Origin of the sequence: Blautia sp. Marseille-P2398 (genome assembly GCF_964240315.1) — a bacterium.
GTDB lineage: Bacteria > Bacillota > Clostridia > Lachnospirales > Lachnospiraceae > Blautia_A > Blautia_A wexlerae.
Genome location: NZ_CAXSTD010000015.1, coordinates 42697 through 64702, shown reverse-complemented (window position 1 = coordinate 64702; position 22006 = coordinate 42697). Strand labels below are relative to the sequence as shown.

Sequence of the window (22006 nt, the reverse complement as noted above, 5' to 3'; positions counted from 1 at the left end):
TAGGAGGAAATGAACTTGGAAATGATTTTAGCGACAAAGAGCAGCACTCCTATCATTGGTCAGCTTGCGACCGTTATGGGATGGATCATGGATGGTATTTACAGATTGCTGAATATCTTTGGAATTCAGAATATCGGTATTTGTATTGTCATCTTCAGTATCCTTATTTATGCTCTTATGACCCCACTGCAGATTAAACAGCAGAAATTCTCTAAGCTGAGTGCGATCATGCAGCCGGAACTTCAGAAAATTCAAAAGAAGTACAAGGGAAAAAACAACGATACTGCTGCAATGCAGAAAATGCAGGAGGAAACACAGGCTGTATATCAGAAATACGGCGTATCTCCTACAGGAAGCTGTGTACAGCTTGCAATCCAGTTCCCTATTTTGATGGCCTTATATCAGGTAATTTATAAAATTCCGGCATATGTAGGAAGTGTAAGGGATATCCTTGCATCTGCAGTTACCAGTATTACAGGTGTAAACGGATATACAGATATTCTTCAGCAGTTTATCACAGATAATAAGATGACAAGAGTTCAGCTTATTATGGATGGAAGTAAAGCTACAAGTAATTCAGTCACAGACTTTTTGTATGCATTATCACCTTCTCAGTGGAAAACACTTGCTGAGACAAGCCAGTTTGCAGGATTTACTGATACACTGAACAGCACTGCAAAAGAGATTTCACATGTGCAGAATTTCTTTGGTCTGAATATCGCTGATCAGCCACTGACTTATATTAAAGCAGCTTTTGTAGGTGGATCTGCTCTTCTTGCTATCGTTGCGATTCTTATCCCGATTCTTGCGTGGGCTACACAGATGATCAACTTAAAACTGATGCCTCAGGCAGCACAGCAGAGCGGCGATTCACAGCAGGATGCAATGATGAACTCCATGAAGACAATGAATATGGTAATGCCGTTGATGTCAGCAGTATTCTGTTTCACATTCCCTGTAGGTCTTGGTATTTACTGGGTAGCAAGTGCTGCAGTAAGAAGTGTGCAGCAGGTTGTTATCAATAAAAAGATGGATAAGATCCAGATTGAAGACCTGATCAGTGAGAATATGAAGAAGATGGAAAAGAAGCGTGAGAAAGCGGGACTTCCACCTCAGAAGATTACAAATCAGGCCCATCAGAGCGCCAAGAATATCAATAAGATTGAAAAAGGCAGCAGCAATACAAATGTTGAGACAAGAGCCAAGAAGGTTGAAGAAGCTTACAAAGACGCTGCGAATGCAAAACCTGGCAGCATTACTGCAAAGGCCAATCTGGTAAAAGCATTTGATGAGCGTAATAAGAAGAAGTAGTCAGGAACGGAGGGGTTGGCATGGAGGATTATATCCAGTTTTCAGCGAAAACAAAGAGTGAAGCAATTACAAAAGCATGTATCGAGCTTGGCGTATCCAGTGACCAGCTTGAGATTCAGGTAATAAGTGAAGGCAGCAACGGATTTTTCGGAATCGGAAGCAAGCCTGCAGTAATTAAGGTTCGTAAGATTGAGTCGGTTTCTGAGGAAGAAGAAATGAAGGAGATCGTAGAGACAGTGAAACTCGATTCCTTCAAAGAGGAAGCCCCGGTTCAGGAAGAAAAGAAAACGGAAGCTATAAAACCGGTAAAGAAAGAAATCAAAGAGCCGAAAGCTGTTTCTGAGAAACCAAGACAGCCAAAACCTGTAAAGGAAAGGGCTGCAAAAGAAAAACAGCCGAGAGAATTCAGAGAGCCAAAAGAGAAACAAGTCAGAGAAAAGACGACTAAACCGGTAAAGCCTGTTGAGATCCTTACAGATCCGGAAGAGATTAAAGAAGTAGAAAACAGAGCAAAGGTATTCCTTCGTGATGTATTTGCGTCCATGAATCTTGGAGAAGTAGAGATTACATCTGAATATAACACAACGGACGGAAGTCTGGAAGTTGACTTTGAAGGCGAAGATATGGGAATCCTTATCGGCAAGAGAGGCCAGACTCTGGATTCTCTTCAGTATCTGACGAGTCTTGTGGTAAATAAAGGTAAATCAAATTACATTCGTGTAAAACTTGATACAGAAGATTACCGCAAGCGCCGTAAAGAAACTCTTGAGAACCTTGCAAGAGGTATTGCTTATAAAGTAAGAAAAACCCGCAAGCCGGTTATTCTTGAGCCAATGAATCCTTATGAGAGAAGAATTATCCATTCTGCTCTTCAGGGAAATAAATTCGTTGAGACAGTCAGTGAGGGTGAAGAGCCTTACCGTCATGTAGTGGTAAAATTAAAAAGAAATTAATAATATGACTGCTTCATTGCAGATATGAAAAAAGAATGTTATTCTAGGTGAAAGCGTGAATAGCACGTAACTTTGCGTGTGTACTTTTGCCTGGAGTAACATTTTTATTTTACGGAAAGTCTTGTATATATACCAGAGAGATTACACACTTGCAGAAAAAAATGTTACTGTTCATTCCGTTCACAGTAACGTGGCCAAAATTCATTCCAGATTGCCTGCGGCAATGGAATTTTGGCTTGTATGTCTCGGGATTTTGGCATATTCATGCCAAAACACCTCGCGGGATAGTGGTGTGTGAAAAGTAACGAAAAAATAACAGTAGTCAGTGTGATTTTCCTGTTATGTATATAAGATGACAGAATTATTGTAACAGTCTACTGTTCCGCAGGGACGGAACTATTATAGAACAGGCAAGTGAGGAGAAAAAAATGGAAACAACAATCGCAGCAATTTCCACAGCCATGAGTGCGTCCGGAATCGGAATCATCCGTATCAGCGGCGAGAATGCCATGGATGTGATTTCCCGTATCTACAGATCAAAAGGCGGGAAGAAAAAAATAAAAGAAGTTCCGACTCATACCATTCATTATGGATATATTTATGATGGAGAGGAACTGATTGATGAGGTTCTGGTAATGATCATGCATGCACCGAGGACTTTTACAGGAGAAGATACAGTAGAAATAGACTGTCATGGTGGTGTATATGCTATGCAGAGGGTTTTGGATACAGTGCTGAAAAATGGTGCCGAAATTGCAGAACCAGGAGAATTTACCAAACGTGCCTTCCTGAACGGACGGATGGATCTATCCCAGGCAGAGGCTGTTATGGATGTTATACAGGCGAAAAATGAATATGCGCTTCGCAGTTCCATGGATCAGTTAAGAGGTTCTGTGCAGAAAGCAATCCGAGATATCAGAGAAAAGCTGATTTATCACATTGCATATATAGAATCGGCACTGGATGATCCGGAACATATCAGTCTGGATGGATATCCCCAGGAACTTCTGGAAGTTGTGGATAATGAACAGAAAGAAGTGAAGCGCCTGTTGAAAACTTCTTCTGACGGAAAGATGATCCAGGAGGGAATCCAGACAGTTATCCTCGGAAAACCAAATGCCGGAAAATCCTCACTGTTAAATCTTCTGATCGGAGAAAACAGGGCTATTGTGACAGATATTGCAGGAACGACCAGAGACATTCTGGAGGAATATATCACACTTCATGGAATATCTCTGAAGATTATTGATACAGCCGGAATCCGGGAAACAAAGGATATTGTGGAAAAAATAGGGGTAGACAGAGCCAGAGAAATGGCACAGAAAGCAGATCTGATTCTTTATGTAGTGGATTCTTCTGTTCCGCTTGACGAAAATGATGAAGAAATCATGGAAATGCTTACTGGAAAAAAGGCGATTATCCTGTATAATAAAACTGATCTTCAGCCGGAAATCCAGCCGGAAATCCTGAAAGAAAAAACAGGACATCCTGTAATTCCGATTTCTGCAAAAGAAGAAAAAGGCATTACAGAACTGGAAGAACAGATTAAAGATATGTTTTTTGGAGGAGAGATTTCCTTTAATGATGAGGTATATATTACAAATGCCCGTCATAAAGCAGCATTGGAAGAGGCTGACAGAAGCCTTGATCTGGTCAGAAATAGTATCGAAATGGGAATGCCGGAAGATTTCTTTTCTATAGATCTTATGAATGCATATGAAAATCTGGGTAAAATCCTCGGAGAGTCTGTTGGTGAAGACCTGGTAAATGAGATATTCAGCAAGTTTTGCATGGGTAAATAAAAATCAAAAAATCGCCTTCGGCGATTTTTGAAAGAATAGAATGAGCAGTTGTAAAATAAAAGGAGACAAAATGAGAACGTTAGTAGAAGATTATGATATTGTTGTAGTCGGTGCCGGTCATGCCGGATGTGAAGCAGCACTTGCGGGCGCGCGCCTGGGCCTGAATACAGTGATGTTTACTGTAAGTGTAGACAGTATCGCATTAATGCCATGTAACCCGAACGTAGGTGGCAGTTCCAAAGGCCATCTGGTAAGAGAGCTTGATGCCCTGGGCGGTGAAATGGGAAAAAATATTGACAAGACCTTTATCCAGTCCAAAATGCTTAACTGTTCCAAAGGACCTGCAGTGCACTCCTTACGTGCGCAGGCTGACAAACAGGCATACAGCAATGAAATGAGAAAAACGCTTGAAAATACACCTAATCTGACTATTAAACAGGGAGAAGTAACAAAACTTCTGGTCGAGGACGGAAAGATTACAGGGGTAAAAACATATTCCGGTGCAACTTATAACTGTAAAGCTGTGGTCCTCTGTACAGGAACTTATTTAAAAGCAAGATGTATTTACGGTGATGTAAGTAATTATACAGGACCAAACGGACTGCAGGCAGCCAACTACCTGACTGATTCTCTGAAAGAGCTGGGAATTGAAATGTTCCGTTTTAAAACAGGAACACCTGCCCGTATTGCCGGAAATACAATTGACTACAGTAAAATGGAGGAACAGTTTGGAGATGAGAGAGTTGTACCATTTTCATTCTCAACTAATCCGGAAGATGTTCAGATAGAGCAGAAATCCTGCTGGCTGACATATACAAATGAGAAAACTCATGAGATCATTCGTGCAAACCTTGACCGTTCTCCATTGTATTCCGGTATGATCGAAGGAACCGGTCCGCGTTATTGCCCGTCAATTGAAGATAAAGTAGTCCGTTTTGCAGATAAGAATCGTCATCAGGTATTTATTGAGCCGGAAGGTCTCTATACAAATGAGATGTATATTGGTGGAATGTCCAGCTCTCTGCCGGAAGATGTGCAGGAAGAAATGTATCATTCCGTACCGGGACTGGAACATGCAAAAATCGTAAAAAATGCATATGCCATCGAATATGACTGTATTAATCCACGTCAGTTATATCCTACACTGGAATTTAAGAAAATCAAAGGACTGTTCAGCGGCGGTCAGTTTAACGGAAGCTCAGGGTATGAAGAAGCAGCGGCGCAGGGACTGATCGCAGGAATTAATGCTGCTCTGGAAGTTAAAGGTCAGGAACAGCTGATTCTTGACCGTTCTGAGGCTTATATTGGTGTTCTTATTGATGATCTGGTAACAAAAGAAAACCATGAGCCATACAGAATGATGACCAGCAGAGCGGAGTACAGATTACTTCTCCGACAGGATAATGCGGATCTGAGACTTCGTAAAAAGGGATATCAGGCAGGGCTCATCAGTGAAGAGGATTATCAGAAAATCCTTACGAAAGAAGAACAGATAAAAACAGAGATCAGCAGAGTAGAACATACAAATATCGGAGCAAACAAAGAGGTTCAGACCCTTCTGGAAAGCTATAACAGCACACCGCTGAAATCCGGAACCACTCTGGCAGAACTGATCCGCCGTCCGGAACTTTCTTATGAAGCAATCAAACCACTTGATAAAGAACGTCCGGAGCTGCCAGGGGATGTACAGGAACAGGTTGACATTAACATCAAGTATGATGGATATATCCGCAGACAGTTAAAACAGGTAGAACAGTTTAAGAAACTGGAAGCAAAGAAAATCCCGACAGATCTTGATTATGAGAAAGTTGGAAGCCTGAGAATTGAAGCACGTCAGAAACTGGAAGCATACAGACCGATTTCAATCGGACAGGCTTCCCGAATTTCAGGAGTTTCTCCTGCTGATATATCAGTTTTACTGGTGTATCTTTCCAGTACGAAATAATTAATATAATACGCTTTAATGTGCTTATAAAAACAAGAAATTGGCAAAAAATATTAAAATAGTACATAAAAGAGCAAAATAACGGACTATAAATAACAGATAAAATCATAAAAGCACATAAAACAACCCTGTAAAATATACAAAAATAATAAATAAAGGTAGAAAAAGGAGAATAATACATGCCGTATAATCTGACGACATTGGAAAATGGATGCAGAGAACTGGGTATAGAGCTGAGCCAGAAGCAGAAAAATCAGTTTATCCAGTTTTATGAATTTCTGGTAGAAAAAAATAAGGTTATGAATCTGACAGGTATTACTGAGTTTGAGGAAGTACTTACAAAGCACTTTCTTGACAGTCTTGCCTGTGTAAAAGCCATTGATATGACAAAAGTAAAAACAATTATGGACATCGGTACAGGTGCCGGATTTCCAGGTGTGCCTTTGAAAATTGCTTTTCCACATCTGGAGGCATGTCTGCTGGATTCTCTGAAAAAGAGGGTAAACTTCCTTGAGGAAAGTTTTGAGCTTCTTGGATTAGAAGGGATTAAGGCGATTCATGGAAGAGCAGAAGAGTATGCAAAAAATAAAGAGTATCGTGAGAAATATGATCTCTGTGTATCCAGGGCAGTATCAAACCTTGCAACTCTGTCAGAATATTGTCTTCCTTATGTAAAGACAGGAGGAACTTTCATTTCCTATAAATCAGGAACTGTACAGGAAGAGGCAGAAGAAGCAGAGAAAGCAATCAATATCCTCGGTGGTCAGGTGAAAGACATCACATACTTTAAATTGCCGGACTCCGAGATTGACCGATCCCTTGTCATTATAAATAAGAAAAAATCTACACCTGGAAAGTATCCGCGTAAAGCAGGAACACCATTAAAAGAACCATTGTCATAATAAATCTATGTATAGTTGTCTCATGAAATCTTCTGGCAAAAAATGCCGAGATTTCGGGACAGCTATTTTTTTCAAACAAACATCACAGAATAATCACACTTTTATCCTAATTTCATCACAACTTCATCATAAACTATTTTTATAGAGATGTCCTCGGGTTCCCCCATTCTCTGTTTCACCTGGGGACATTTTCTATATTTTATTTTGGCAAAAATTAAGAGGAGGAGAACACATTGATTGAAGTAAACAATCTGGTTAAACGATATGGTAACCATACGGCAGTTGACCACCTTTCCTTTAAAATAGAGAAAGGCAAAATCTATGGATTTCTGGGACCAAACGGTGCAGGAAAATCCACTACAATGAATATGATAACCGGATACATCGCATCCACCGAAGGAACCGTCAAAATTGACGGACACGATATCCTCGAAGAACCGGAAGCGGCAAAGAAATGTATCGGTTATCTGCCTGAACAGCCACCGGTCTATTTTGATATGACTGTCCTGGAATACATGAAATTTGTGGCAGATCTCAAGAAAATCCCAAAAGATAAAAAAGCAAACATGATCGAAGAAGTCATGGATATGGTAAAGATTTCAGACATGAGAAACCGTCTGATAAAGAACCTGTCAAAAGGTTACAGACAGAGAGTTGGTCTTGCTGAGGCGATTATGGGGTATCCGGAGGTGATCATCCTGGATGAGCCGACAGTAGGTCTTGACCCTAAACAGATTATTGAAATCCGAACCTTAATTAAAGAATTAAAAAAGAAACATACCGTTATTCTCAGCTCGCATATACTTTCTGAAGTAAGCGCGGTATGCGATTACGTGCTGATCATTTCTCATGGAAAACTGGTAGCAAGCGATACTCCTGAGAATCTTGGAAAACTTGCAGAGGGATCCAATACTCTGGAGATGCTTATTAAAGGTGAAAAAACACAGATCAGGCAGGCTCTCGAGGGAATCGAGGGAGTCAACAGCGTAACAATGGAAAAAGATGAGAAACAGAATCTCTGGAGTGTGAAAGTTTCAACAGAGGAGCAGAATGACATTCGGGAAAAAGTATTCTACAAAATGTCGGAGATTAACAGCCCAATCTATGAGATGAAGTCCAGGAAAGTATCACTGGAGGAAATCTTCCTTGAACTTACTGCATCCGATAAACCAATATCTGCAGACGAAGTCCCAAATACACCTGAAGATAAAGATACTGATGCCGGTAGATCAAACGAGACAAACGTAAAACAGACATCAGCAGAAATACCGGAAGAACAGAATAATGATAAAGGGGGAGAGAAATAACCATGACAGCTATATATAAAAGAGAGCTGAAAAGTTACCTGACATCCATGGTAGGATATTTATTTATCTTTTTCATTCTTGTACTGACAGGTATTTATTTTTCAGCATATCAGCTTTCAGCAGCATATCCGAAATTTGAATACACCTTAAGTGCAATTACCTTTGCATTCCTGATCGGAGTACCGATTTTGACTATGCGTGTACTTGCAGAGGAAAGAAAACAGAAAACAGATCAGCTGCTTCTGACAGCACCGGTTTCTGTGAGCGGTATTGTAATAGGTAAATATCTTGCACTGGTAACTGTATTTGCTGTTCCGATGGCAGTTATGTGTACTTATCCGCTGATTATGTCCAGGTTTGGCACAGTAGAGTTTGCATCTGCATATACAGCAGTCCTGGGATTCTTTCTCCTGGGATGTGCAAATATTGCAATCGGTGTATTTATGTCAGCATTAACTGAGAGCCAGGTAATTGCAGCGGTACTCACATTTGTTTTCTTATTTGCATTTTACATGATGAATGGTATTTCTTCCTTCTTCTCTCAGACATCTATGTCGACATGCGTGACATTTGGGTTATTGATCTTGGCAGCAGCCATCATTATCTATACCATGATCAAGAATATTCTGATCTCAGCAGTGATCGGTGTGATCGGAGAAGTGGCACTGATTATTATTTATGTAGTAAAATCCAGTATTTTTGAGGGCGGTATTCAGAAAGTCCTGGATGTGTTTAATCTGAGCGGACACTTTGATAATTTTACAAGTAACATCTTTGATATAAAAGGAATTGTATATTTTCTTTCTGTGATCGCAGTATGCCTGTTCCTTACAACACAGTCTATTTTGAAGAGACGCTGGAATTAGTGGGGAGGTGAAAGAAAATGAAACTGAAAGAAAAGATGAAAAATAATAACCATAAAAAATTTGACAAAAAGAAACTGATTGGCACCATCAGTAAGAAGCATATCAAAAACGGCTCTTACACAATGGTTATGTCAGTGATATTTATTGCAGTAGTTGTAGTGCTCAACATGATCGTAAATGCGATTCCGTCCAAATATTCAGAAATTGATATCAGCAGCCAGAAACTCTACAGTATTGGTGATGATACAAAAGCAATGCTGAAAGATCTGGACAAGGACGTAACAATTTACCAGATTGCACAGAGCGGTTCTGAAGATGAGAATATTACCAATCTGCTTAAGAAATATGAAGATGAATCCAAGCATATTAAAGTAGAGCAGAAGGATCCTGTAGTAAATCCTAAATTTGTAACGGAATATACAAGTGATGATCTTTCTGCAAACAGTCTGATCGTTGTATGCGGCGACAGAAATAAAGTCATTGATTACAACAATATCTATGAGAGCACAATTGATTATCAGACCTACAGCTCTCAGACCACCGGTTTCGACGGTGAAGGTCAGATCACAAGTGCGATCGGATATGTAACATCCGAAGATCTCCCGATCCTTTATACACTCGAGGGACATGGTGAGAAGGAGATGGATTCTACTATCAAAGAAGACATCGAGAAGGCAAACATGGATATTCAGTCTCTGAATCTTCTTACAGAGGGAAGTGTTCCGGATGATGCAGACTGCCTGTTCATTGATTCTCCATCCACAGATATTTCAGAAGATGAAAAGACTGCTATTATTGATTATCTTGAAAATGGCGGAAAGGCGATGATTTTCTCTGATTATACAACAGAAGACCTGCCAAACTTTGATGCAGTTCTGGAAAACTATGGTGTTCAGAGAGAAGCTGGAATCGTATTTGAAGGTGATAATCAGCATTATGCAATGCAGATGCCATATTATCTGGTTCCGACTATAAACAGCACAGATGCAAGCTCTGAGACTGTTTCCGGAGGATATTATGTACTTGTACCATATGCACAGGGAATCAAAAAAATGGATGATGTAAGAGATACCGTAACGATCAACAGTATCCTCACCACATCAGACCAGGCATATTCCAAGACAGATCTGAACAGTGATACTCTGGAGAAAGAAGACGGAGACGAAGCTGGCCCATTTGATCTGGGAGTAAGCATCACAGAGACTCTGGATGATGACAAAGAAACGCAGATCGTATACTATTCAACTTCCAATCTGATGGAATCACAGGTAAATCAGATGGTATCCGGCGGAAATGAGAAGCTGATCATCGAATCTCTGAAGTGGATGACAGACACAGAAGACAGTGCAACCGTATCTATCCCATCCAAGAGCCTGTCTGTATCTAATCTGACACTTACAGACTATGATGCTGCATTCTGGAAGATCTGCACCATCGGTCTGATTCCTGGATTCTTCCTTGTTGTAGGGTTTGCAGTTTGGATGAAGAGGAGAAAAGCTTAAATGAAGAATAAAACTGTAAAAATGGTTCTTGCAGTTGTAGTTCTTGGTGTCTGCTGCGGGGCTTACGCAGGTGTAAAAACCTACGTAGCCCATCAGGAGCAGAAAGAATCCGAAGAAGATTCTGAAGAAAGCACAACTGTATTTACTGCATCAACAGATAACATTAAATCTCTGGATTTTATGGTTGATGATACAGAGACAACATTTGAAAAAGATGATGACAGCTGGGTAAAGAAAGACGAAACAGATTTTCCGGTAAATCAGACTACTCTGGACAGTGCAGCATCTGCTATTGCATCTGTCGATTCAGACAGAGTTCTGGAGGACGTAGATGATCTTTCAGAATATGGTCTGGACTCTCCGTCAAACACGATTAAGATTGTAACAAAATCTGATGAGGAAGATGGCGATGACATAACAACTACACTGTATGTGGGAGATGAAAATTCCTCCACCAGTCAGTATTATGTAAGAAAAGATGATGATGAGAAGACAGTATACCTGATAGATTCTTCCTGCGTAGAGCCGTTTGCCAAATCATTGAATGATTATGCGCAGATGGAAGATTTCCCTGCAATTTCCAATACAGATACCATTACAAAAATTTCTGTAGACGGCGATAATTCCTATGAATTATCAAAAGACGAAGATACAAGTACCTGGTCAGTAAAAGGCAGCGAGGATGAAGAAAAAGCAGACTCAGCTACCGTAAGTTCTTTGGTATCTTCATTCGGAAGCATGGCATATAGTTCACTTGCAGATTATAAATGTGACGACAAGAGCAAATATGGTCTGGATAAACCATATGCAACAATCATAGTAGATTATCAGGAAGAAGTTGCTGATGATGACACTGATGAAGACACACAAGATGATACGACAGCTTCCGGTGAGACGGCAGATGAAGATGCTTCATCTGTGGAAGAAAACAGTGACGATGCTGAACAGGATACAGAATCAGACGAAAGTGTAAGTGAAACTACGGATGAAACATCTGAGGCTGAAGATACTGACGGTGAAGAAGCAGAAGATGAAACATCAGAAAACTCAGACAGTGCATCAGACAATGAGGATTCTTCGGAAGAAGAAACTAAGATGGCAGATAAGCAGCTTACAATTCTTGTTGGAAATGAAACAGATGACAGCAGCAGATATGTCATGGTAAATGACAGCAATGAAGTCTATACGATGTCAACGGATACTCTGTCCGCGCTAACTGATAAATCAGAAGAAGACTTCTGGGATATGACAGTAAGTTATGTATCTTTAAACAGCCTCGGAAGCCTCAAAGTAAATTATCAGGGCAGTGATTATAAAGTAAATGTTTCACGTGAAACATCCACAGATGATGATGGAAACGATACAGAAACAGTTACCTATAAACTGAATGGTTCTGATCTGGATGAAACAACATTTACAACATTCTACAATAAACTGATCAACATGACGGCTCAGAAACGTCTGACAGATAAATATGAACCTGACGGTGATGCAGAACTGACAGCTATATTTACAGAAGAAGACGGTGATACACAGGAAGTTGCATACTATAGCTACGATACAAACTATTATGCGGCAGTGGTGGATAATAAAGTATATCTCGTAAATAAGATGAATGTAAAAGAACTGTTCACAGCATTTGAATCAGTTGTCGGAACAGAAGAAGACAGTTCAGATAAGACAGATTCAGACGAAGCAACAACAGATGATACTAAATCAGATTCAACAGATATGCCAGGTGAGAGCATAGAAGAGTCCGATGACAGTACATCTGAAACAGCCGGCATAACAAACGATTCTGATACATCCGAAGAGGAGAATACAGATTCTCAGGAAACGGACAGTACAGAAGAGTAAAAGAATAAACGAATCTATAAAAGAGTGAGGCAGGCATATAGAATTTCTTACATATGCCTGCCTCATTTTTTGTTGTATTAGAGCGTGTTTGAAAAATCATTCCCACAATCTGCACGCCCCATTTTGCGGTATATTTTGTCCGAATTCGGTTGCTGTAGTCACCGCAACGTCGCCTTCTTCCGACTTGAAATAAAAAAATTTATCCTTCAAAACTGTCTCAAAATCAACTCGTCGACTCATTCTGGCTTAAATATAAGGCTTAAAAGAAGATTTTAACCTGTTCAAGAAACGCTTCAGGTGCTTCAACATGTGGAAGATGTTTTGTTTCTTTGAGAACAGAAACTTCAATAGCCGGGTTGGAGGCACAATAATCATCAGTGACAGCCTTTCCGTTTGGCTCTGTTTCACCTTCAACAATATAAATACTGTTATCCAGTGCCTTAAGTGCATGACAGATATTTATATTTATATACTTAGCTGCAAGACTGGAGTACAAAAATCTGGTATAATATCCACCTTTATGAGCTGCTTCATAATAAGCATCTGCCATTTGATTATCCACATGGAATGGATTATAATACATCTTCTCGATAAAAAGATTATTTATATTATCACGTGATACGATCATATGATAAACCAGAGTTCCGAAAATCGGAATTTCCAGAGCTGCTTTTAACAGGCGGTCCTTTCTGTTTGGCATCTGTTTTAATTGAGTCAGGCTGGGCGGATTTACCAGCATGATTTTGTTAAAAAGTTCTTTCTCATTGTGACAGGCCATAGTAACAAAAGAGCCTGAAAAACCACTTGCAATCACATCTGTTTTCTGACCAATTATTTTTTTGATAAAATCACTGATCATCTGAACATAAACAAAATTTGTATAGGTAATGCTGGATTTGTCCGAACGTCCGCATCCTAACAGATCAACAGTATATACGGTATGGTCAATTGCCAGTTCGTCTTCAATTTTGCTCCATTCATACCCGGAAGCTCCAGGTAAAGTGTCATGAATCAAAAGAATCGGTGACCCAGTTCCCTTTTTGGTATAATAAATGTTCCCAAAGCGCCATTCAAAGTAATTGTCATTAGAAATGTGGAGCATCTGTTTTAATTGTGCAGCAGTAGCAATCGTGTGGTTAATGAAATGAACAGCAACAGTTGCGCCGGTCATCAGAGCAGCAAATGTAAGAAATTTGTGCTTGTTTTTACTCATTTTCGGCCTCCTTTATCAAGCATAACAAGTGATTAGCCTGCTAAAATTATATACCCATATTATACCGCGATACTGTCTGTTTTACAAGAAAATATGATGCGAAAAAAAGAACCATATGGATTGATGATGTTACTGTTCACTCCGTTCACAGCAACACGCTTCGCGATGCACAGACTTTATGCTAATCGCATAAATTCGCGCGGTATGTCTCGGGTTTTCTGTGACCTTCACTCACAAAAAACACCTCGCGGGATATTACCAGTGAACAGTAACTTGATGATTACTGTTCACACATCACAATCCCGCGAGGTGTTTTGGCATGAATGTGCCAAAATCCCGAGACATACAAGCCAAAATTCCATTGCCGCAGGCAATCTGGAATTTTGGCTGCGTTACTGAGAACGGAGTGAACAGTAACGATTGATGGAAAAAGAAAATGTCAATCACCACAAAATATACAATATTTATGTTAAAAATAATGTGTTTTTTTATGTTTCACGTGAAACATTATGTGGCATGATTAAAATAAAAGTGTTATAATAAACATGCATATGCCTGTTGGCATTATAAAAAATAATGTAACAGGCAAAATAGGAATAACTACAATTAAAACCTCATAAAGGAGGAATGAAGTTGGGAAGAATTATAGCAGTTGCTAATCAGAAAGGCGGAGTTGGAAAGTCAACAACTGCAATTAATCTTTCAGCATGTCTTGCAGAAAAAGGGAAAAAGGTTCTCGCAATTGATATGGATCCACAGGGAAATACTACCAGTGGTTTCGGCGTTGATAAGAACGGCATAGAAAATACATTGTATGAACTTTTGCTTGGAGAGGCAGAAACGAAAGACACGATTGTAAAAGATGTTGTTGAGAATCTTGACCTGATTCCATCTAATATTAATCTTTCCGGTGCAGAAATCGAGCTGGTAGGAATCGATGATAAAGAATTTATCTTAAAGGGAATCACAGATAAGCTTCGACGTAAATATGATTACATAATACTGGATTGTCCGCCATCATTAAATATGCTGACGATCAATGCATTAACCGCAGCTACATCTGTATTAGTGCCGATCCAGTGTGAATATTATGCGCTGGAGGGACTTTCACAGCTGATTCATACCATTGATCTGGTAAAAGAAAGACTGAATAAACGTCTGAAAATGGAAGGCGTAGTATTCACAATGTATGACGCAAGAACAAACCTGTCTCTGCAGGTAGTGGAAAACGTAAAAGAGAATTTAAATCAGAATATTTATAAAACAATTATTCCACGTAATGTAAGACTGGCGGAGGCTCCAAGCTATGGACAGCCGATTAATATCTATGATCCGAGATCAGCAGGAGCAGAAAGCTACAGGCTTCTGGCAGAGGAAGTGCTCAACAGGGAGGATAATTAATGGCAGGAAGAAAAAACGGTCTTGGCAGAGGCTTAGATGCATTTTTTCCAGACAGAACATCTGTTGTCAAAGAACCTGCCAGAAAGACAATAACCAAAACAGTTAAAACAGAGAAGAAATCTGACGTAGCTGAAAAACAGACAAACCCTACTGTTGCAAAGAAGCAAACAGCGGATTCGAAAACAGGGGCAATGATCGTAAAGATCTCAAGTGTAGAGCCGAATATGGATCAGCCACGTAAACAGTTCGATGAAGATGCACTCATGGAACTGTCTGAGTCTATTAAACAGTACGGCGTACTCCATCCGCTTCTCGTGTCTGATAAAAAGGACTACTATGAAATAATTGCAGGTGAAAGACGATGGAGAGCGGCAAAGCTTGCCGGACTGACAGAGATTCCTGTAATTGTTAAAGAGTTTTCTGAGCAGGAATTAGTAGAAATTTCCCTGATTGAGAATATTCAGCGGGAAGATTTAAACCCTGTGGAAGAAGCGATGGCATATAAACGACTGATTGATGAATTTCATCTGAAACAGGATGAAATCGCAGAGCGTGTAGGGAAGAGCAGAACAGCAGTAACAAATGCAATGAGACTTCTCAAACTCAGCGAAAAAGTGCAGCAGATGCTGATTGATGAGATGATCACTGCCGGTCATGCCAGGGCAATCCTTTCGATAGCAGATAAGGAAAAGCAGGAATCAATTGCAATGAAGGTTTTTGACGAGAAATTAAGTGTTCGTGAAACAGAAGCGCTTGTAAAACGTATGCTGGAGCCGCCAAAAACAGCAAAGAAGAGCAAATTCAGTTCTGCTGAGGATGCAATATATGAGAGTCTGGAAGAAAAAATGAAAAGTATCATGGGTACCAGAGTCCAGATTCACAGAAAGAAAAATGACAAAGGTAAAATTGAAATTGAATATTATTCCAAGGATGAACTGGAAAGAATCATAGATCTTTTCGAATCCATTGGTTAGGAGTGACAGTAATATGAGTGGCATTTTTGAAAATCTTGGAATTGATTCCGGGATCATCATTATTATACTGCTGATTCTTACTATCTTCCTGCTGGTAAGGAATATCAGTATGAATATGCGCCTGAGCCGTCTGGAACGTAAATATAAGACGTTCATGAAAGGTTCAGATGCACAGTCTCTGGAAAAAGTATTCGTTAGAAAATTCGCTCAGATAGATAAGCTCTATGATGCGAAGGAAGAACATGATCATGATCTTCTTTTTATCAAAAAGAATCTTGATAAAATGTTTAATAAATATGGTGTAGAAAAGTATGACGCATTTGATGATGTAGGTGGAAAGTTAAGTTTTGCGCTGGCTTTGCTGGACAAAGAGAATACAGGCCTTATCTTAAATGCAGTACACAGCCGGGACAATTGTTTTTTGTATATGAAAGAAATTGTAAAAGGCGAATCCTACGTTATGCTCAGCCAGGAAGAAGTAGAGGCACTTCGTAAGGCAGTGAATTTTGGACTGGATAATATTGAAGAATAAAGTTTTTTAAAAGTTACTGTGAACGGAGTGAACAGTAATGTTTAAAAGCTGAAAACAAGAGCATACTAAAAGAGAATCTGTTTTGTGCAGGAATGCACATGATATGATAAATTGATATCAGGGGGAAAGTTGTTGCCAGATTTTACCCTGACATCATTACATAATGTAATAGAATATTTCAGGAGGAACAAGATGTTAGATATTAAATTTGTGAGAGAAAATCCGGAAGTTGTAAAACAGAATATCCGCAACAAATTTCAGGATAATAAACTGGAATTAGTGGATAAAGTTCTGGAACTGGACAAAGAGAATCGCGAAATCAAACAGGAAGTAGAAGCTCTTCGTGCAGAGAGAAATAAAATTTCCAAACAGATCGGTGCACTGATGGCACAGGGAAAGAAAGAAGAAGCTGAAGAAGTAAAGAAACAGGTAGCTGCTTCCGGAACCCGTATTGAAGAACTTTCCACAAGAGAGAAAGAGGTAGAGGAAGAACTTCTCAAAGATATGATGGTAATTCCGAATATCATTGATCCATCTGTACCGATCGGTAAAGATGACAGCGAGAACGTAGAAATCGAGAAGTTTGGTGAACCGGTTGTTCCGGATTTTGAAGTGCCATATCATACAGAAATTATGGAAAATTTTGATGGAATTGATCTTGACAGTGCAAGACGTGTTGCGGGAAATGGTTTCTACTATTTAATGGGAGATATCGCAAGACTTCACTCAGCAGTAATTTCCTATGCACGTGACTTCATGATAAACAGAGGTTTTACTTACTGTGTACCTCCTTTTATGATCAGAAGCAATGTTGTAACAGGTGTAATGAGTTTTGCTGAAATGGATGCCATGATGTATAAGATTGAGGGTGAAGATTTATACCTGATCGGAACAAGTGAACATTCCATGATCGGTAAATTTATCGATCAGATCATTCCTGAGGAAGAACTTCCGAAAACTCTTACAAGCTATTCTCCATGTTTCCGTAAGGAAAAAGGTGCTCATGGACTTGAGGAGAGAGGCGTTTACCGTATTCATCAGTTTGAAAAACAGGAAATGATCGTTGTCTGCAGACCGGAAGAGAGTCCGATGTGGTTTGATAAATTATGGCAGAATACAGTAGATCTGTTCCGTTCTCTGGACATTCCGGTTCGTACACTTGAGTGCTGCTCCGGTGACCTGGCAGACCTGAAAGTAAAATCTCTTGACGTAGAAGCATGGTCTCCACGTCAGAAAAAATATTTCGAGGTAGGAAGCTGTTCAAACCTTGGTGATGCACAGGCACGTCGTCTTAAGATCCGTGTAAACGGAAAAGATGGTAAGAAATATCTTGCACATACATTAAATAATACTGTTGTAGCACCGCCTAGAATGTTGATCGCATTCCTGGAGAATAACCTGAATGCAGACGGTTCTGTAAGTATTCCTAAAGCTCTGCAGCCATACATGGGTGGTATGACAAAGATTGAGAAAAAGCACGCTTAATGGAGGGTGAGCTTTTTCAGGGAGGTGTTCTTATGCACAGTTATCTGAGGGCAGTTGGTTTTTCCAGGATCACCAAAAGAAGCAGTATCAGACAGATCATTACGGATGTGGTTGAAACTTATGATGAGAAAACAGTCATAGAGAACTACCCTGATGGTATGTTTGCAGAGTTTTCCAAGAATTATGGATGCGATTGTGGAATTACTGTCTGCGGGCAGTATGATGAAAACAACGTATTTTATCCGGATTATTATTTTCCTTTTTTTCGCGGAACAGGCATTACAACACAGGAGAGTGTTGTGATAGAAAGACATGCAGACAAAGAATCTTTTGCAGGTGCCTGTGACGATTTGAGAATTGGGGTTACTTTAATTTTCTATCTTCAGAATGCGGCTGAGTATCTGCAACAGCGTGAAAAAGGCAACATACTTCCGGGTGGCCAGCCTTTAACCCTTTCCGGGCTGGCCAGGGAAGGAAAAATCCTTTTTCCTGTAGAGAAAGATAAAGAAGCAGTAAAAGCAGAACGTGAACTGACAAAGAACAGAAATCATCTCATTGCAGCCGCCAGAAACGGTGATGAAGAGGCTATGGAGAGCCTCACGATGGAGGATATGGATACATATTCCATGATTTCTCAGCGTATAGTTACAGACGATATTTTTTCTATAGTGGATTCCTATTTCATGCCATATGGAATTGAATGTGATCAATATAGTATCATGGGTGAGATTCTGGATTTTATGACATTCAAGAACATTATAACAGGAGAAGAAATCTGCCAGCTTACATTAGACTGTAATGATATGCAGTTTGATGTTTGTATCAATAAGAATGATTTGCTGGGGGAGCCAAAGATCGGACGTAGATTCAAAGGAATCATATGGCTCCAGGGACAGTTGCACTATTAATTAAAATGATTTATGATGGCATGGACGAATATTTCGCCTATGCCATCTTGTGATTTACAAGAATATGTTTCACGTGAAACATGCTTATAACAATCCGCTTGACGAGGGAGTGTTATAGATATACATTTGTTACTGTTCGTACACCACTATCCTGCGAGGTGTTTTGGCATGAATATGCCAAAATCCCGAGACATACAAGCCAAAATTCCATTGCCGCAGGCAATCTGGAATTTTGGCTACGTTACTGAGAACGGAGTGAACAGTAATATACATTTCACGCCGGATATTTGCAATTTATTCCAAGGGTAAGAAAAGAAAGAATTACTATGATATACTTGGGGCAGGTAAGTCGGAAAACTAAAAAAAGGAAGATGACATTATATGAAAAATAAATTATGGAAACAATGGATGTTAAGTGGAGTTCTGGTTTCTGCAATGGTTGTATCATGCGGGGTATCTGTAAGTGTACAGGCAGAAGAAACAACAGAGACAGAAGAAGCAGCAGAAACCGATTCCTCTACTGAAAGTGAAGATGATCTGCAGATTCTTTTTGATCAGGCAGTTGAAGATGCGATGATTGCTGAGGATGGTGAGATTCTTCCGGTAGTAAGCCTGGATGAGGGAGAGCCTTATGCAGTTTATAATGAAGAGGGAAGAGTTCTTCTATATACATTCCATAAATATCCGGACAGTTATCCGGATGGCACTGATGTGAAACTGGAATGGGGAAATGTATGGACATTTACAGGTGGTGAACTGGAAGACTGGTATCAGGAAAATAAAGAGGGTGTAACAGACTGGCAGACAAGAATGAAAGAATTGCTTGGTCTGACTCCTGATAATGAATCTAACTATGTTACAGCTATGTGGGTAAAACCGGAAGATGTTTTTCGTCCGGCATATATTTCGGATATTGGAACAGTAGAAATGACAGACTCATTCTCCGAAGATGTTGATGCGGATTATAAAGCATGGTTTGATGCGAACATTATTTCCAGCTATTATGATGGCGAATATCCATGGACAAGATTGGGATATACTTATGACTGGGCGGATAATGGACAGGCTTACGGGCTGTCTGAGTTTATCGTTAAGCAGGATAGTGATGTAAAAGTAGCATACACTGTTGAACTGGATGAGATGATTCAAAAGCTGGAAGATAATACATGGAATCCGGAAGCAGAAAATTAGATAAGAAAAGCCAGATTGCACTTGTAATTTTCTTTGAAATATAGTATATTAGTTACTGTTCATACACCATTATTCCTCGAGGTATTTTTGCAAAAATATGCCAAAGTCCCGAGACATACAAGCCAAAATCCCATTGTCGCAGGTAATCTGGAATGAATTTTGGTTAAGTTACTGAGAACGGAGTGAACAGTAACTTATATTATGGGTGTTGATTAAATGTCCATATAGCTCAGCTGGATAGAGCACTCGCCTCCTAAGAGAAAGCCGAGGCATTCCCCAAAGGGAAAAAATGAAAAACAACTTTCAGTTCGAATCTATTCTGAAAAATGCTAATGGTGACAACAAAGCATTCCCCAAATTGGGGAGCGTTCTAATGTTACCAAATCGAAAAAATCTGTAGATTGACAACTCAAAAAAGAGTTGATAATCTTATATATGGCCGAAGGGAAAAATCCCAGAAACCCAGTAAAATCAAGGGTTTGCGGCATGTGTCGTCATAGCTCAGCTGGATAGAGCACTCGCCTCCTAAGCGAGGGGTCGGAGGTTCAAATCCTCTTGGCGACGGGCTTCAAAGCGTTCGAAAATGTTAGCTGGATTAGCTGACAACGAACGCTTTATTTATTTTCTAATCACGTTCGTGACACTAAATTCCATTCAAAATGATCAATTTCCAGCTAACGCAATCCGATTTTTGTTAGCTGACAGCTAATCAAAATCACCGGTTTGCAAACATGGGTTTTAGGAAGTCCAGCTAACATTTGGGTTTCGCTCTGTTGTCACCCCTTATTTGGGGATGTAAATCAGAGAAAAGGCGGGAAAAGAAACAATCTCTCCCAAACCTGCAAACATAAATTAGCTGAAACAGTATTCAATTCTATTAGCTACAGCTAATGGTCAAACAGCAATGTCTGTTTGGAACTTTACTATCTATAAAAGTTCCAGGCAGGCATTTTTTAGTATCCTGAATCCTGGAGGAAAGGAGTCAAGATGACTGAGCCAAACAGACAATCAGGAGAAAACGAAGAAAGAATCATAGAAATTGAGATTGAGCGTCTTCGACCGTTCAAAGAGCATCCGTTTCAGGTGAAAGATGATAAGGAAATGTTTCTTTTGCAGGAAAGCATTGAGAAGTATGGAATATTAAATCCGCTGATCGTCAGACCGGTACCGGATGGATACTATGAGATCATATCCGGCCACAGAAGAAAACATGCTGCGGAGAAACTGGGATACCGAAAAGTACCGGTGATCATCCGGGTATTAAGTGAAGATGATTCCATTTTAAGCATGGTAGATTCTAATCTTCACAGAGAACGGATCAGCTACAGTGAAAAAGCTTTTGCTTACAAATTGAAGAATGACGTATTAAAAAGAAAAAGTGGTCGAAAAAAGAGCCAAGTTGACCACAAAACACCAAGAAAGCGGGCGATAGAGATTATCAGCGAGGATTGTGGTGATAGCCCAAAACAAGTGCAGCGTTATATCTCACTGACAAAACTGATACCGGAAATGCTGCAGAAACTGGATGATGAGATTATTTCTTTTTGTCCGGCTGTAGAGATAGCTGCATTAAGTGAAAAAGAGCAAAAGGAACTGCTTGTAGCAATGGAGTATGCACAGGCAATCCCGTCACTCTCACAGGCTCAGAGAATCCGGCAACTGAGTAAAGAAAAGCAGTTGTCACTGGAAAAGATGGAAGAAATCATGTGTGAAGTGAAAAAGGGTGAAATCACAAGAGTAGCTTTCACAAACGAACAGCTACATAAGTATTTTCCGAATTCCTATACACCGGCAATGATGAAACGGGAAATATTGGCACTACTAAAATTATGGAAAAAAGAATCATGGGAAAGTTAA

17 protein-coding genes, 1 tRNA gene and 1 pseudogene are annotated in these 22006 nt (G+C 39.8%); 18 read left to right on the top strand and 1 reads right to left on the bottom strand.

Annotated elements, in window-relative coordinates:
* Window positions 1-9: 9 nt before the first annotated feature.
* From ACESZG_RS15545 to ACESZG_RS15500, 10 genes and pseudogenes are all read left to right on the top strand, one after another.
* Window positions 10-1311 carry a YidC/Oxa1 family membrane protein insertase gene (locus ACESZG_RS15545; protein ID WP_173697428.1) on the top strand — a complete coding sequence of 434 codons (1302 nt, stop codon included), beginning with the start codon at window positions 10-12 and terminating at the stop codon, window positions 1309-1311.
* A gap of 20 nt (window positions 1312-1331) precedes the next feature.
* On the top strand, window positions 1332-2264 hold the full coding sequence (gene jag, locus ACESZG_RS15540; protein ID WP_008708008.1) for an RNA-binding cell elongation regulator Jag/EloR: 933 nt from the start codon (window positions 1332-1334) through the stop codon (window positions 2262-2264).
* Between the two features lie 428 nt (window positions 2265-2692).
* Window positions 2693-4066: a tRNA uridine-5-carboxymethylaminomethyl(34) synthesis GTPase MnmE gene (gene mnmE, locus ACESZG_RS15535; protein ID WP_020993344.1), complete on the top strand. Its 1374-nt coding sequence runs from the start codon at window positions 2693-2695 to the stop codon at window positions 4064-4066.
* A gap of 70 nt (window positions 4067-4136) precedes the next feature.
* Window positions 4137-6011 (top strand): tRNA uridine-5-carboxymethylaminomethyl(34) synthesis enzyme MnmG, encoded by a 1875-nt coding sequence (mnmG, locus tag ACESZG_RS15530; protein WP_373218699.1) that lies wholly within the window; start codon window positions 4137-4139, stop codon window positions 6009-6011.
* Between the two features lie 179 nt (window positions 6012-6190).
* Window positions 6191-6913, top strand: a complete 723-nt coding sequence (gene rsmG / locus ACESZG_RS15525; protein ID WP_020993346.1) for a 16S rRNA (guanine(527)-N(7))-methyltransferase RsmG — start codon at window positions 6191-6193, stop codon at window positions 6911-6913.
* 233 nt (window positions 6914-7146) lie between these two features.
* On the top strand, window positions 7147-8220 hold the full coding sequence (locus ACESZG_RS15520) for an ABC transporter ATP-binding protein (RefSeq protein WP_118339742.1): 1074 nt from the start codon (window positions 7147-7149) through the stop codon (window positions 8218-8220).
* A 2-nt stretch (window positions 8221-8222) separates the two neighbouring features.
* Entirely contained in the window at window positions 8223-9086 is an 864-nt protein-coding gene (locus ACESZG_RS15515) for an ABC transporter permease subunit (protein ID WP_025578455.1), read from the top strand.
* A 17-nt stretch (window positions 9087-9103) separates the two neighbouring features.
* Window positions 9104-10588: a GldG family protein gene (locus ACESZG_RS15510; protein ID WP_055150982.1), complete on the top strand. Its 1485-nt coding sequence runs from the start codon at window positions 9104-9106 to the stop codon at window positions 10586-10588.
* Window positions 10589-12445: a DUF4340 domain-containing protein gene (locus tag ACESZG_RS15505; RefSeq protein ID WP_226852767.1), complete on the top strand. Its 1857-nt coding sequence runs from the start codon at window positions 10589-10591 to the stop codon at window positions 12443-12445.
* A 121-nt stretch (window positions 12446-12566) separates the two neighbouring features.
* Window positions 12567-12638: pseudogene (locus tag ACESZG_RS15500) on the top strand (hypothetical protein); the annotation flags it as partial.
* A 66-nt stretch (window positions 12639-12704) separates the two neighbouring features.
* On the opposite strand, the gene ACESZG_RS15495 reads toward ACESZG_RS15500, so the two are convergent.
* Window positions 12705-13658: an alpha/beta fold hydrolase gene (locus ACESZG_RS15495; RefSeq protein WP_008708024.1), complete on the bottom strand. Its 954-nt coding sequence runs from the start codon at window positions 13656-13658 to the stop codon at window positions 12705-12707.
* 633 nt (window positions 13659-14291) lie between these two features.
* Between ACESZG_RS15495 and ACESZG_RS15490 the strand changes: the two genes are divergently transcribed.
* The 8 genes from ACESZG_RS15490 (at window position 14292) to ACESZG_RS15455 (ending at window position 22006) form a co-directional block, all read left to right on the top strand.
* Entirely contained in the window at window positions 14292-15059 is a 768-nt protein-coding gene (locus ACESZG_RS15490; RefSeq protein ID WP_025578451.1) for a ParA family protein, read from the top strand.
* The gene (locus ACESZG_RS15485; protein WP_025578450.1) at window positions 15059-16033 is read left to right on the top strand and encodes a ParB/RepB/Spo0J family partition protein; all 975 of its coding nucleotides are present in this window, start codon (window positions 15059-15061) and stop codon (window positions 16031-16033) included. Before ACESZG_RS15490 ends, ACESZG_RS15485 begins: the two co-directional genes overlap by 1 nt.
* A 13-nt stretch (window positions 16034-16046) precedes the next feature.
* On the top strand, window positions 16047-16565 hold the full coding sequence (locus ACESZG_RS15480; RefSeq protein ID WP_020993348.1) for a DUF4446 family protein: 519 nt from the start codon (window positions 16047-16049) through the stop codon (window positions 16563-16565).
* Between the two features lie 192 nt (window positions 16566-16757).
* Entirely contained in the window at window positions 16758-18050 is a 1293-nt protein-coding gene (serS, locus tag ACESZG_RS15475) for a serine--tRNA ligase (protein WP_118331685.1), read from the top strand.
* A 32-nt stretch (window positions 18051-18082) separates the two neighbouring features.
* A complete protein-coding gene (locus ACESZG_RS15470; RefSeq protein ID WP_008708032.1) occupies window positions 18083-18958 on the top strand; it encodes a DUF3881 family protein in 876 nt (291 codons plus the stop codon).
* Between the two features lie 381 nt (window positions 18959-19339).
* Window positions 19340-20149, top strand: a complete 810-nt coding sequence (locus ACESZG_RS15465) for a hypothetical protein (RefSeq protein WP_182448134.1) — start codon at window positions 19340-19342, stop codon at window positions 20147-20149.
* A 490-nt stretch (window positions 20150-20639) separates the two neighbouring features.
* Window positions 20640-20713 (top strand) — tRNA-Arg (locus tag ACESZG_RS15460).
* 423 nt (window positions 20714-21136) lie between these two features.
* Complete coding sequence (locus ACESZG_RS15455; protein ID WP_055225867.1) at window positions 21137-22006, top strand: ParB/RepB/Spo0J family partition protein; 870 nt, start codon at window positions 21137-21139, stop codon at window positions 22004-22006.